Annotated in this window: 13 protein-coding genes; 7 read left to right on the plus strand and 6 right to left on the minus strand. The window is 56.9% G+C overall.

The window, feature by feature from the left end; genetic code table 11:
- Nucleotides 1-62: 62 nt before the first annotated feature.
- Complete coding sequence (locus tag QOL67_RS18975) at nt 63-677, plus strand: (d)CMP kinase (protein ID WP_283427561.1); 615 nt, start codon at nt 63-65, stop codon at nt 675-677.
- Between the two features lie 11 nt (nt 678-688).
- Here QOL67_RS18975 and QOL67_RS18980 read toward each other — a convergent pair whose 3' ends face one another.
- On the minus strand, nt 689-1,075 hold the full coding sequence (locus QOL67_RS18980; protein WP_283427562.1) for a winged helix-turn-helix transcriptional regulator: 387 nt from the start codon (nt 1,073-1,075) through the stop codon (nt 689-691).
- Between the two features lie 139 nt (nt 1,076-1,214).
- On the opposite strand from QOL67_RS18980, the gene QOL67_RS18985 reads away from it, so the two are divergent.
- The 4 genes from QOL67_RS18985 (at nt 1,215) to QOL67_RS19000 (ending at nt 5,132) form a co-directional block, all read left to right on the plus strand.
- On the plus strand, nt 1,215-1,850 hold the full coding sequence (locus QOL67_RS18985) for a nitroreductase family protein (protein ID WP_283427563.1): 636 nt from the start codon (nt 1,215-1,217) through the stop codon (nt 1,848-1,850).
- Nucleotides 1,851-1,989: 139 nt separating this feature from the next.
- Nucleotides 1,990-2,247 (plus strand): DUF6525 family protein, encoded by a 258-nt coding sequence (locus QOL67_RS18990; protein ID WP_283427564.1) that lies wholly within the window; start codon nt 1,990-1,992, stop codon nt 2,245-2,247.
- Nucleotides 2,248-2,466: 219 nt separating this feature from the next.
- Nucleotides 2,467-4,143: a 30S ribosomal protein S1 gene (gene rpsA / locus QOL67_RS18995; RefSeq protein ID WP_283427565.1), complete on the plus strand. Its 1,677-nt coding sequence runs from the start codon at nt 2,467-2,469 to the stop codon at nt 4,141-4,143.
- 143 nt (nt 4,144-4,286) lie between these two features.
- Complete coding sequence (locus QOL67_RS19000; protein WP_283427566.1) at nt 4,287-5,132, plus strand: alpha/beta hydrolase family protein; 846 nt, start codon at nt 4,287-4,289, stop codon at nt 5,130-5,132.
- Here the strand turns inward: QOL67_RS19000 and QOL67_RS19005 are convergent.
- Complete coding sequence (locus QOL67_RS19005; RefSeq protein ID WP_283427567.1) at nt 5,129-5,896, minus strand: isocitrate lyase/PEP mutase family protein; 768 nt, start codon at nt 5,894-5,896, stop codon at nt 5,129-5,131. The two genes, QOL67_RS19000 and QOL67_RS19005, sit on opposite strands and share 4 nt — an antisense overlap.
- Nucleotides 5,883-6,956 (minus strand): bifunctional transcriptional activator/DNA repair enzyme AdaA, encoded by a 1,074-nt coding sequence (locus QOL67_RS19010; protein ID WP_283427568.1) that lies wholly within the window; start codon nt 6,954-6,956, stop codon nt 5,883-5,885. Before QOL67_RS19010 ends, QOL67_RS19005 begins: the two co-directional genes overlap by 14 nt.
- A 135-nt stretch (nt 6,957-7,091) precedes the next feature.
- Between QOL67_RS19010 and QOL67_RS19015 the strand changes: the two genes are divergently transcribed.
- The gene (locus QOL67_RS19015) at nt 7,092-7,844 is read left to right on the plus strand and encodes a class I SAM-dependent methyltransferase (RefSeq protein ID WP_283427569.1); all 753 of its coding nucleotides are present in this window, start codon (nt 7,092-7,094) and stop codon (nt 7,842-7,844) included.
- A 42-nt stretch (nt 7,845-7,886) separates the two neighbouring features.
- Here QOL67_RS19015 and QOL67_RS19020 read toward each other — a convergent pair whose 3' ends face one another.
- The 3 genes from QOL67_RS19020 to QOL67_RS19030 all read right to left on the minus strand — a co-directional run bounded on the left by QOL67_RS19020 (nt 7,887) and on the right by QOL67_RS19030 (nt 11,608).
- Nucleotides 7,887-8,798: an ABC transporter permease gene (locus QOL67_RS19020; protein WP_164646096.1), complete on the minus strand. Its 912-nt coding sequence runs from the start codon at nt 8,796-8,798 to the stop codon at nt 7,887-7,889.
- Complete coding sequence (locus QOL67_RS19025) at nt 8,791-9,798, minus strand: ABC transporter permease (protein ID WP_283427570.1); 1,008 nt, start codon at nt 9,796-9,798, stop codon at nt 8,791-8,793. The genes QOL67_RS19020 and QOL67_RS19025 overlap by 8 nt, the downstream gene beginning before the upstream one ends.
- A 109-nt stretch (nt 9,799-9,907) precedes the next feature.
- Entirely contained in the window at nt 9,908-11,608 is a 1,701-nt protein-coding gene (locus QOL67_RS19030) for a peptide ABC transporter substrate-binding protein (RefSeq protein WP_283427571.1), read from the minus strand.
- Between the two features lie 301 nt (nt 11,609-11,909).
- Here QOL67_RS19030 and QOL67_RS19035 point away from each other — a divergent pair, with 301 nt between their 5' ends.
- Nucleotides 11,910-13,730 carry an ABC transporter ATP-binding protein gene (locus QOL67_RS19035; RefSeq protein WP_283427572.1) on the plus strand — a complete coding sequence of 607 codons (1,821 nt, stop codon included), beginning with the start codon at nt 11,910-11,912 and terminating at the stop codon, nt 13,728-13,730.
- Nucleotides 13,731-13,732: the final 2 nt, after the last annotated feature.

Below are 13,732 nucleotides of genomic sequence, written 5' to 3' on the forward strand. Positions count from 1 at the left end.
GCTTGCTTCGAGAGGCCGGGCTCGGTAGAGCGACGAGAGATCAACCAAAGGCAGGGCAAGACATGCGGTTTACCATTGCAATTGATGGGCCAGCGGCAGCAGGCAAAGGCACAATTTCCAAAGCTGTGGCGGCGCATTACGGATTTGCCCATTTGGATACCGGCTTACTCTATCGCGCAGTGGGTGCACGGACGCTGGATGGCACCGATCCAATCGAAGCTGCCAAGGCGCTGACCGCTGACGATCTGGACGCGGGCAACCTGCGCACGCCAGAAGTGGCCCAAGCGGCCAGCAAGGTGGCCGTGATTGGTGAAGTGCGCGCTGCTTTGGTGGATTTTCAGCGTGCTTTTGCACGTCGCGCGGGGGGCGCCGTTTTGGACGGGCGGGATATTGGCACGGTGATTTGTCCCAATGCTGACGCCAAGCTTTTTGTGACGGCAAGCGCAGATGTGCGTGCTGAGCGGCGCTATCTGGAACTGGTGGGCAAAGGCACGGAGATCGACCGCGAGACCGTGCTTGCGGATGTGAAAGAGCGGGACGCGCGCGATATGGAGCGGGCAGAGGCACCGCTGAAGCCTGCCGACGACGCGGTTTTGATCGACACCTCCGACCTGGCCATCCAGGAAGCTATCGCGGCGGCGGTGGCGGCGATTGACAAGCTAAGTCCGGCGGAGTGAGTCGCGCCTGATCAGGCGGACTTTTTTTCGTCCGCCTGCATGTCAAACTCCGCGCGGGCTTCGTCGATGTTGGGCAGGTTGTCCAACGCCCATGTGCCAAGGGTTTTGACAGGCTCATAGAACGAGTAGCCGAGATCAGTGAGGGCGTATTCCACTTTGGGTGGGATAGTCGGGTGATAGGTTCGGTTGACCAACCCGTCGCGTTCCAACTCCCGTAATTTCAAAGATAACATGCGCTGGGAAATGCCCAAGTGACGTTTCAATTCGTTGAAGCGCAGCACTTTGTATTGCGCTAGCGAGAGCACGATCAACACCGACCAGCGGTCGCCGACGCGGCCGAGAACCTCATTGATGCGGGAGCATTGCGGGCAGCCTTGGTAGGCAGACTTCTCAGGCATAGCGGTTCCTTTTGTGTAACCGGGTCTCAAACATGTGCCTTCTTGTGGCGATTTTCAGTGCTACTTATATCGCAGGTATCGAAAGTATACCAGCCTCGGTTCCGGTGAGTTTGCCGGCCGCAAGAAGGATCATGTGAGAATGACAAGCCTGAAGGACCTGATGACCTGGCGCTACGCCACCAAGAAGATGGACCCGGCGAAAGCGGTCCCCGAAGAGAAAGTGGAGGCGATCCTGGAAGCGATCCGCATGGCGCCGACCTCCAGTGGTACGCAGCCGTTTGAGGTATTTGTTGTTACCAATGACGAGATGCGTGAGAAGATCCGCAAGGTGGGCTGGGATCAGAGCCAGATCACCGAAGGCAGCCACCTATTGGTGTTTGCGGCTTGGGACAACTACTCGGCGGATCGCATTGATGCGGTGCGTGCGCATATGGAAGAGCTGCGCGGTGAAAATGAGATGCTGTCGCAGTACTTTGAGAACCTCAAAAACGTCTATTTGCCGCGCGATGAGACCGTGAATCATGATCACGCTGCGCGTCAGGCCTATATCGCGTTGGGCTTTGCCATGCTGGCTGCCGCCGAGCTGGGCGTCGATACTTGCCCGATGGAAGGGTTTGACCCGGAGGCCGTAGATGAGATTTTGGGTCTGGAAAAGCTGGGGCTGAAGTCTGTGACGTTGTTGCCGCTTGGCTACCGTCAGGAAGGCGCGGACTGGTTGCTGCCGATGGCGAAAGTCCGCAAGTCGCGTGAGACATTGGTCAACGAGATCAACTGAAGTTTCAGCTGCATTTGGCGTATGATTGGAGGCGCTCTCTAATAAGGGGGCGCCATTTCTGTTTGTAGGGGTTGAAGGTCACGTATATTGCAATGTAATAACGTATCATTTTAGGCGATTGATCAAAGGTGGTCAGGTGGTGCGAAATATAAAAAGTAGCCTTCGGGGGCGGCGTAGGTCAGGCAATGTGATGCAAGCGTATGATCGGTTGCCACCAGAGTTGCGAAATTGGCTGCGCACAGCTGTTCTGCCGTGGAGCCCGGCTTCCGCCCGGGGAATCTGGCGCAAGGCAGGAGGTGCCAAAGATCCGGCGGCGGCACTTGAGCGGCTAAATGTGGTCGAGCAGGCGACGTTGCGCCAAGACCAGCAAATGCAGGGAATCGGCTTGCCGAACTAGGGGTTTAAGGCTATATCGCCCCTGTCTATAAGGCGCAAACGCCATAAAATAACAGGACGAGCAGGGTCGGAAGCACCGGCCCTCTTTGTTTTTTGTGTGTTTTTCCAGTTGTTTGGCGCGCCAAAGACCAAATTGCTCTGCCAGAAGGCGGACACCAACCAAGACCGGCGGAGACAACCGCGCGGCCAGAAAAAATGTTTGAAAAGGAAATGACGCCACATGGCTGATACAACCATGGAGGAATTCGAAGCCCTCCTGCAAGAAAGCTTCGAAATGGACACACCGAACGAGGGTTCGGTTGTCAAAGGCAAAGTCATCGCAATTGAAGCGGGCCAAGCCATCATCGACGTCGGCTACAAAATGGAAGGCCGCGTTGATCTCAAAGAATTCGCAAATCCAGGTGAAGCTGCTGAAATCGCTGTTGGCGACGAAGTAGAAGTCTTCCTGCGCTCGGCTGAAAACGCCCGCGGCGAAGCGGTTATCTCCCGTGAGATGGCGCGCCGTGAAGAAGCATGGGATCGCCTCGAGAAAGCCTACGCAGACGAAGAGCGCGTTGAAGGCGCAATCTTTGGTCGCGTTAAAGGCGGCTTCACAGTTGACCTCGGCGGCGCCGTGGCCTTCTTGCCTGGCTCTCAGGTTGACGTACGTCCAGTACGTGACGCTGGCCCACTGATGGGTCTGAAGCAGCCGTTCCAGGTTCTGAAAATGGACCGTCGTCGTGGCAACATCGTTGTATCGCGTCGTGCGATCCTCGAAGAGTCCCGTGCCGAACAGCGTGCCGAAGTTATCGGCAACCTGACCGAAGGCCAAGCGGTCGACGGTGTGGTCAAGAACATCACCGAATATGGTGCGTTTGTTGACCTCGGCGGTGTTGACGGCTTGCTGCACGTCACCGACATGGCATGGCGTCGTGTGAACCACCCATCTGAGATCCTGACAATTGGCGAAACCGTCAAAGTACAGGTTATCAAGATCAACAAAGAAACCCACCGCATCAGCCTGGGCATGAAGCAGCTGCAGGACGATCCTTGGGATCTGGTTGCTGCCAAGTACCCACTGTCTTCCGTGCACAAAGGCCGCGTGACCAACATCACCGATTACGGTGCTTTTGTTGAGCTGGAGCCTGGTGTTGAAGGTCTCGTTCACGTGTCCGAGATGTCTTGGACCAAAAAGAACGTACACCCCGGCAAGATCGTTTCCACCTCTCAGGAAGTGGACGTCATGGTGCTGGAAATCGACGGCGCCAAGCGTCGCGTTTCCCTGGGTCTCAAGCAGACTCAGCGCAACCCATGGGAAGTGTTTGCAGAAACTCACCCAGAGGGCACCGAGGTCGAAGGCGAAGTCAAGAACATCACCGAATTTGGTCTGTTCATTGGTCTGCCAGGCGAGATCGACGGCATGGTTCACCTCTCCGACTTGTCTTGGGACGAGCGCGGCGAAGAAGCCATCCAGAGCTACCACAAGAACGACGTTGTTCAGGCCGTTGTGTCCGAAGTTGACGTTGAAAAAGAGCGTATCTCTCTCTCGATCAAAGCGCTGGGCGGCGACAAATTTGCAGATGCAGTTGGCGGCGTGAAGCGCGGCTCGATTGTGACCTGTGAAGTGACTGCCATTGAAGACGGCGGCATCGAAGTTGCGTACGAAGGCATGAAGTCCTTCATCCGTCGCTCCGACCTGTCCCGTGATCGTGCTGAGCAGCGCCCTGAGCGTTTCAACGTTGGTGACAAACTCGACGTACGTGTGACCAACATCGACAGCAAGACCCGCCGTCTGGGTCTGTCGATCAAAGCACGCGAGATTGCAGAAGAGAAAGAAGCCGTGGCACAGTATGGCTCTTCGGACTCTGGTGCATCGCTCGGCGATATCTTGGGCGCAGCGCTCAACACCGACGAGTAAGATCAACCGATCTTTCGTTTGAAGATTTGGAAAACCCCGCCAGTGATGGCGGGGTTTTTCATTTTGGCGGCGTGGTTGCGCCAAAGGATCGCCGCAATGCGGTGTGAGGTTGTGGCCGACATCAACATGAGATGAGGTGCATTGTGATACGAGTGGTGGTGCTGTTTGTGGCAGCTATAGCCGTTGTTGCCTGTGCGGGAGCGGGGCTTTTTGTCTGGACAGCGCAGAGTGCCAAAGCGCGGAACGAGGCGGCAACAATGCCGGTTGCGCAAGTGACGCCAGAACCCGCGATTTTTTCGATGGAAAGCGCGACGCAATTCAATGTGCGCCACCTAAAAGAGTTTGACTACGCGCCGTCTGAGAAAATGCAGCGTATTGTGGCGTCGGACACAACACTTGATGGGATCACTCCGGTGAAGTGGCATTTTGTGGGACCGCAGACAGCCCGACCTGTGCCTTTGGTGGTGTTGTTTCATGGGCGGGACCGCACGGGATTGTCGATGACCGAGATGTGGTATGAGACCGCTCGTAATAATGGGTTTGCTATCTTGGCTCCCACAGCCCCAAGCGGAAACTGGCCTTATCAGGATCCGTCACCACAGGTGCTGGAAAAGATGATCACACAATTGGATGCGAAACATTTGATCGATCGTGACAGAGTATATCTGTTTGGCCACTCTGCGGGGGCCGTCTATGTGCAAGCTTTGCTCAATACAACCCAAGGCCCGTGGCGGGCTGGCGCGATACATGGAGGGTTTTTACCCGCTGAGTTTCAGATCATTCCACAGCAGCCCAAACCTTACAGAGCGTATGTGGGCCAATATGAGGAGGCATTTGATCTATCAGACATACGTGCAACGGGCGAAGAGATGGCCAAACGTGGTGTGGAAAACGATCTGATCGTCATCCCACAACACACACATTGGTTTTATGATATCGGCGACCAGATTGCCGCCGACAGCTGGGCTTGGTTCAAGAGCCTGCCTTAGGACTCACCGTAAAGGCGCTCGGCCTGCTGCGTCAGGGCTTTCATGGCGGCGCGGTAGGGCGCTGGACCAAAGCTGATACGGGACACACCCGTCGCAGCCAAGGGCGCCACGTCTGCGGTGACATCCAGACACATGGCGTTGATTGGTAAGGCAACCGCTTCGCAAATGCTGCGGATCATCTCTGGGTCAGACAGGCCGGGGATGAAGAAGCTGCTGGCGCCGGCCTCGGCATAAGCCGTGCCTCGGGTGATGGCAGCCTCAACATGTTGGCCATGGTCGGCGGGGTCTGATTGTAAAACCAGATCGGTGCGGGCGTTGATAAAGAGCGGTACATCGTGGGCGTCGGCCTCTGCCCGGATGGCTGCAATGCGTTTGGTTTGGGTGTCGATGTCATGAAGGCCTTGGCCTTGCACCACACGGTCCTCAAAGTTGATGCCAATGATGCCCGCCGCCAACACACCCGCAATGTTTTTGCGCAGCGCGTCGGTCTCACCGGCATAGCCGCCCTCAAAATCGAGCGAGACCGGCAGGTCGCAGGCTATGGTGATGCGGGTGGCGATTTGCAGGAGGGTCTCCAGCGGCAGAGCTTCCCCATCGGCATAGCCCTGCGCCGCAGCCACAGACCAGCTGCCGGTGGCCAGCGCAGGCGCGCCGCCTTTGGCAATGGCTGCACCGCTGCCAGCATCCCAGCAGTTGTAGAGCACAAGGGGCTTGCCGGGTTGGTGCAGCGCGGCGAAGGCGCGGGCGCGATCAGCTTGGGTCATGGACAGGTCCTTTTTGGTATTGGCGTTCGATTTCAATGAGTTTCTGTTTCCGCCAGAGCCCGCCGCCGTAGCCTGTGAGTGAACCGTCCGCGCCCAGCACGCGGTGACAGGGCACCAGCAGCGCAATTTGGTTGGCACCGTTGGCGCGGGCCACAGCGCGGGTGGCGGAGGGGCGGTCTAGGGATTTGGCAATCTCTGAGTAGCTGCGGGTTTCTCCTGCGGGAATGCCACAGAGCGCGTGCCAGACGTCTTTGGTGAAGGCTGTGCCGTGAAAGGCGAGGGGTGTTTCAAACTGTGCATTCTGGCCCGTGAAGAAGGCGGCAAGTTCTGCCTCCACTTGATCTGTCGGCGCATAGCGGCCCAAGCCAAGGTCCCCTTTGGCAAAGTTACGTAGGCGGGTGAGTTCGCGGGGCAGGGCCTTGCGTTCGACAAATTCCAACAAGTGTAAATGGGAGGCGCTGGAAACGGCGATCAGGTCACCCAGCGGCGAGGTGATCCAATCCGCGCGTAACAAACCGCCTTTTCGCAGGTCGGCAGGGGCGCAGCCAAGCAACCGGGCAAAGGCGGCACGGAAGGCGGAAGGGCTGTCAAAGCTGGCGCTGTGTTGTGCGTCGATGACTTTGTCGCCTTGGCTCAGGACCTCAAAGCCTTCGCGCAGGCGACGTTGGCGGGCCATTTCCAAGAAGGTCATGCCAAACTGGCGTTTGAAAGACCGGCGCACTGTGGAGAGATCAAAGCCCATTTGTGCGATGTGCCGTTCTGACCATCGGAAATCGGGGCGTTCATCTAATGCGGCGAGCAGGGCGGCAATGGCAGGGTCTTCTTCGGCGGCAGGGGCCATGGGGTGGCAGCGCTTGCAGGCTCGGTAGCCTTGCTCAATGCACTCGCCAATGGAGGCAAAGAAGCTGCAGTTCTCTGTCTTGGGTTTGCGGGCGGGGCAGGTCAGGCGACAGAAGACGCCGGTGGAGGAGACACAGACAAAGGCGCGGCCGTCATAAGCGGGATCTCGGGCCAGTAGGGCGGCATAAAGTGTGTCATGGGTGGGCAAGTCAAAAAGCATGATGACACCCTAGCAGCCAGCAAAACCCGTGCAGCCGGAAATCGGGCGTGTATTTCAGAAAGCTGGTCAGGAATATGTGACTGGTGGGTTACCTAAGGTAAGACTTAAGGTCCTCGCCAGGGAGCGAGAGGGAAAATGGCAGAGAACAGTTTGTATTCGGATCCCGCCTTGATTGCGGTTTATGACGCCCTAAATGCCGGGCGGGAAGACTACGATTTCTACCTGTCGCAGCTGCCTAATGTGCCACTACGGATTTTGGACATTGGCTGTGGCACCGGACAGTTTGCGTTGGCGCTGGTGGTGCGGGGGCATGACGTCTGTGCGGTTGATCCGGCGCCGGGCATGGTAGCTCATGCGCGGGAGAAACCCGGCGCAGAACTGATCGAATGGTATGTGGGCCGGTGCTGTGTGGTGCCCAAGTCGCGGCCGTTTGATTTCATATTCATGACCGGCCACGCGTTTCAGTGTTTGTTGAGCGATCAGGACATCTTGCGGCTTTATGCTGATGTGGCGGAGCGGTTGGCGCCGGACGGGGTGTTTTTTGCTGAGAGCCGCAACCCGGCAGCGAAGGCTTGGGAACGGTGGCGTCCAGAGAATGCAGGGGTGCCGGTTGTTTTGCCGGAGGGGGGCAGGGTTCAGGTTGAGCATGAAGTGACCTCCGTGCGTGATGAACAGGTGCAGTTTGTTGAGACCTACAGGTTTGAGCCTGAAGGGGCAGTGGTGCGCTCGGAAAGCTGTTTGAGGTTCTGTGCAAAAGACAAGCTGGTTTCTCTGGCGCAGCAGGCCAGCCTGAACGTACGGCACTTGAGTGGTGGTTGGGAGGGGCAAACCTTTGACGAGGCAACCAGCCCTGAAATTATACTGGGTCTACAATTCCAAAACGAATAAGGCCGGGCAAGTGCCCGGCCTTAAATGTCTTATGTGATTGTCTTACCGGCCGCGGATACGGGGGTCGAGCGCGTCGCGCAGGCCGTCGCCGAGGTAGTTCACCGACAGCACGGTCAGCGAGATGCCCAAGCCGGGCCAGAACACGCGTTCCGGATAGTCTTGCAGATACTGCACCGCGTCGTTCAGCAGGCGGCCCCAGGTTGGGAAGTCTGGCGGGAAGCCAAGGCCCAAGAAGGACAGCGCCGATTCTGTGATGATCGCGTTGGCGATCCCCAGTGTGGCCGACACCATGATGGGCGACAGCACATTGGGCAGGATGTGGCGGGTGATCATGTTCTTGTTGGATGTGCCGATGGAGCGGGCGGCCAGAACAAATTCACGTTCCTTCAGTGCCAGTACATCGCCTCGCACGATCCGTGCGGTGGGCATCCAGGAGGTGATGCCGATGGCAACCACAATCAGGATGAAGATGCCACGCTCTGGACCAACCGCAGAGGACAGCGGTTCGCGGAAGAGCATCATCATCACCAACAGAAGTGGCAGAATTGGCAGCGCCAGGAACAGGTCGGTTAGGCGCATCAGCGGCCCGTCGAGCTTCTTAAAGAAGCCAGCGACGATGCCGACAAAACTGCCCAGGCTCAGTGCCAGCAACATGGCGGTAAGACCCACAGCAATGGAGGTTTGCCCCCCAGCCATCATCCGCGCCAGAAGGTCACGGCCCAATTGGTCTGTGCCAAAGGGATGTGCCAGGCTTGGACCCTGGTTACGCGACCGGATGTCGATGTAGGTGGCGTCATAGGGCCAAAGCAGTGGGCCGAGAAAGACCCCGAACACAATGATCAGGAAGACGATGCCACCCAGCATGGCGCCTTTGTGCGCCTTGAACTGGTGCCAGACGTCGTACCACTGGCTGTGCGGTGGGGTGGTCGGCTCGGTGTTGGTGGTATCAGTCATAGCGGATCCTCGGATCAAGAACGCCGTAGAGCACGTCTGCGATCAGGTTGAAGAAGACGATCAGGAAGGCGAACATAAAGGTCAGCGTCTGCACGGTGGGCAGATCGTTGGCCTGGATGGCGCCAATCAGCTGTGCGCCGATGCCGTTCACCGAGAAAACCTGCTCGGTGATGATGGCGCCGCCGAAGATGGCTGGAAGACCCAGCGCAATCACGGTCACAACCGGGATCATCGAGTTGCGCAACACGTGGACCAGAACCACAACTTTCTCGCTCAGACCTTTGGCACGTGCGGTACGTACGTAGTCCTGATTGAGATTGTCCAGCATCGAGGCGCGCATGTAGCGGCTGATCTGAGCGGTGGTTTGCAACGCAAGCACCATCACCGGCATGATCATCTGACGCAGCTGATAGACAAAGCTGTCCCAATCCACGACCTCATGTGTCGTGTCATAGATGAACGGGAACCAGCCCAAATTCACCGAGAACAGCACGATCACCAGCGGGCCGGTGAAGAATGGTGGAATGGAGTAGCCGATCATGGTGATGAACGTACCAGCCTGATCGAACATCGAGTACTGCTTGTAAGCAGAGTAGATGCCGATCGGCAGCGCGATCATGATACCGACGATGTAGGACAGGCCCACAACCCAAAGCGTCTGTGGCAGGCGCTCGACAACCACGTCCATCACAGGGCCGCGGTGCTGCCAGCTGATGATGCGCAGTTTGCCTTCGGCAAAGGTGGTGCCAAACATGTGGTCAAACAGGATCTGGGGTTCTACCCAGAAGAACTGGACCAGCCATTTGTAGAAACGGATATAGCCAGGTTCGCCAAGGCCAAGAGCCAAGCGCATTTTTTCTTTGACCTCTGGCGGGACGGTCAGGGGAACTTGAGCCATCGGATCGCCGGGCGCAAGCTCGAGCAGGAGGAAGATGACAAGGGAGATAAAGAGCAACGTCGGGATCGCAAGGATCAGACGGCGTATGGTGAAGGTCAGCATGGAAGCGCCTTTGTGCGTCGTTTTTGTTGTTGAGCCCCGCACAGGGACCTTACTGTGCGGGGCCTAATAGAGTTGGGGCGAGCCCGAAAGCTCGCCCCATTTTGGTGAATTACTTCACGCGATGCCAGTCAGCAACATTCCACAGCTCGGAGTCCCAAACGTTCAGGACGACGCCGCCCAGAGAGTTTGCGTGTGCCGAGACGCGGCCACGGTGCACAAGTGGCACGATGGTGTAGCTGTCTTTGGTCAGCATGTTGTTCATCTTGATCGCGATCTCGCCGCGCTTCTCGATGTCACCGGTGCGAGCCAGTTCGTCGATCAGAGCGTCGTATGCCGGATCACAGAAGCGGTTGATGTTTTCACCCTGCCACTGGCTGTCCGGCTTCGGCTCACCACCACAGCGATATGCTGCGAGGTACTGCTGAGGGTCGGTGCCGTTGAAGGTGTTGGCATACATTTCCACGTCTGCGTAGAACTTCTGGAAGGTGTCAGGGGAGCCTGGGTCACCACCGAAGAATACAGATGCGGACAGGTTGCGCAGCTCGGTTTCAACACCAATCTCGCTCCACCACTGTTTGATCAGGGCTTGGAAGTCCTGACGTACAGCGTTTGTGGAGGTCTGGTACAGGATGGACAGCTTCACGCCGTCTTTGGCGCGGATACCGTCGCCACCCTTAACCCAACCAGCTTCGTCCAGCAGTGCGTTGGCGCCAGCGATGTCCTGCGTTGCGCAGTAGTCGTTTTTGGCAGCATAGTTATCTGGAGAAGGCACGAGGTCACAGGTGACTTTACCTGCTTTGCCGTAACCAATTTCCACCAGCAGTTCGCGGTCGATTGCCATGGACAGTGCTTTACGCACGTTCATGTCAGACAGGAATGGGTGAGGATGTGCAACAGTGCCGCGCTCGCCTTCCGGAAGATCGGAGGACGGGTTGGTCATGTTCATTTCCAGACGCTCAACCAAAGGACCGAAGCCTGCAATGGCTTTGCCTTTGCCGCCTTCTTCCATCTTGGCAATCACATCGGGTGCCAGTTGGAGGTTCCATGCGTAGTCAAATTCGCCGGTTTCCAGAACCGCACGACCAGCACCGGTTGCGTCGCCACCCCCTTTGAAGGTCACAGTTGCGAACGCAGGCTTGGATGCGTCACGGTAGTTAGGGTTGGCTTCGTACTGGATCACGTCGTTGGTTTTGAAGTTTGTTACAACGAATGGACCGGTGCCGATTGGGCCAAAGTTCTCAGCTGTACACTCAGGCGCCTTGGCACCGGTGCAGTTTTCAAACTGAGCTTTCTGGATGATCGGAGACTGACCGCCAACAAATGGGCCGTATGGGTTCGGCTTTGGCTGGTTGAAAGTCACTTTGACGGTTTTGTCGTCGAGCGCTTCGATGTTTTCAACGCCGTCAAAGAATGCCGCCTGTGCACAGCCACCTTCGGGGTGCATGCAGTACTCGCCTGTGAAGACAACGTCGGCAGAGGTCACTGCGGTGCCATCAGACCACATCATGCCGTCTGCAATGGTCCAGGTGATAGTGGTCAGGTCTTCGGAAACGCCACCGTTTGAAACGGTTGGGATTTCAGCTGCCAGGTAGGGAACCATCTTGCCGGTTTCGTCGTAACGTGCCAGCGGCTCCAGGGTGAGGGAAGCGGATTCAACGTCCTTAGTGCCCGAAGACAGATATGGGTTCAGGATGGAAGGCGCTTGCCAATAAATGATGTTCACGTGGCCGTCCGAACCGCGCTCTGCCATGGCCGCTGGGGCCATCACAAACGCTGCTGCGGCGCCAAGCATCAAAGTTTTTGCTTTCATGTCTCACTCCATGTTGGTGCACGCTGGTTGCGTGCCGTTCAGGCGGATTGATTCCACCCGGTTTTTGCTTGTCAGGAAAGGACACAGATGTTGCCATCTACGGTTCCACATGGTGGAAAAGTCGTACACCCCTCCGACTGCAGGCATCACAGACCAGTGGGGGTGAAATTGCAAGGGGCCAAATTGAATAAATGTTCATTCAGAGCCGGAATCTGGCCTTACATTGTTTGACCATTGCTTTTGTGGGCGGTAGCGTCGGCGCGAGGGACAAACAAAAACAATACTCAGGGGAGCCACCTTCATGTTGGACAACGCCATTGCGTCAATCGAGAATCTGCGAGTCGAGTTCCAAACCAAGGATGGGCCTGTGGTGGGCGTGGAGGATGTGTCCTTCAAGGTGAACCCTGGCGAAACCGTTTGTATTGTTGGTGAATCTGGGTCCGGGAAATCCGTATCTTCGCTCTCTTTGATGCGCCTGGTAGAATTCGGCGGGGGTGATATTGCGGGCGGCAGGTTGCTGTTTGACCGCAAAGATAACGACGATGTGGATTTGGCCAAAGCCGACCAAGACCTGATGCGCACGATTCGCGGCAATGAAATTGGCATGATCTTCCAAGAGCCAATGACCGCCTTGAACCCGGTTTTCACGGTTGGGCGTCAGTTGACCGAAGGTCTGCGGTTACACAAGAAACTGTCGAAGGCGGACGCCGAAGCCCGCGCGATTGAGCTTTTGCGCGAAGTTCGAATTCCGGAACCTGAGCGCCGCCTACAACAATATCCGCATGAGTTGTCCGGTGGCATGCGTCAGCGTGTGGTGATCGCTATGGCAATGGCCTGTGAGCCGCGCTTGCTGATTGCAGATGAACCAACAACGGCTTTGGATGTGACCATTCAGGCCGAGATTCTCGCGCTGATGGACCGCCTAAAACGCGAAACCGGTACGGCTGTGATGTTCATCACCCACGACATGGCAGTTGTGGCGCAGATGGCGGACCGCGTTGTCGTGATGTTCCGCGGCAACAAAGTTGAAGAGGGCACTGTCGAAGAAATCTTCGAGAACCCAACACATGATTACACAAAGGCACTTTTGGCGGCTGTGCCAAAGTTGGGTGAAATGACCGGCACGGATGTGCCAAGCCCAATGAAGCTGTTTGGCGACAACACCCACAGCACCGATCCGATCCCGGGCACTGAAGAGCCTATCCTAGAGGTTAAGAACCTTGTCACGCGTTTCCCGGTAAAAGGCGGCTTGATGCGTCGGACCGTGGCCAATGTACACGCGGTCGAGGACTTGTCTTTCACCGTAAACAAAGGGCAAACCTTGTCGCTGGTCGGGGAATCCGGCTGTGGTAAGTCGACGGCTGGCCGTTCTTTGTTGCGCCTGGTGGAGCCGACCTCCGGTGAAGTGACGTTTGATGGTCAGGACGTCATTTCTTTGAACCCCAAAGAGATGCACTCAGCGCGCCAGCAGATGCAGATGATCTTTCAGGACCCCTTTGCATCATTGAACCCGCAGATGATGTTGCAGGATCAGGTGTCCGAACCAATGCGCAACTATGGCACACACTCGGGTAAAGAGCTGCAGAAGCGCGTCGAGATGCTGTTTGACCGCGTTGAGTTGCCGCGCAGCTTTATGCGTCGCTACCCGCACGAAATGTCCGGTGGCCAGCGTCAGCGCATCGCGATTGCCCGTGCGCTTGCCTTGAACCCCAAACTGATTGTGTCTGACGAAGCTGTGTCCGCGCTCGATGTCTCTGTGCAGGCGCAGGTGTTGAACCTGATGATGGAACTGCAGGCTGAGCTAGGCATTTCTTACGTCTTTATCAGCCACGACATGGCGGTTGTGGAACGTGTGAGCCACCACGTTGGCGTGATGTATCTGGGCCGGATCGTGGAACTTGGTCCGCGTCGTGCGGTGTTTGAGAACCCGCAACACCCATACACACAAGCGTTGATGAAGGCGGTTCCAATTGCGGATCCGCGTCAGCGGAAATCGGAGAAGGACCTTAATTTCAAACCGATCCCGTCACCAATCCATGACGTAGGTTATGAAGCCGCTCCTTCTGAGTACAAAGAAGTTGGTCCAGGTCACAAAGTGCTGATTACCGACAGCGGGTATTAAGC

Source organism: Shimia sagamensis (assembly GCF_900182745.1).
In the GTDB taxonomy this organism is placed as follows: Bacteria; Pseudomonadota; Alphaproteobacteria; order Rhodobacterales; family Rhodobacteraceae; genus Shimia; species Shimia sagamensis.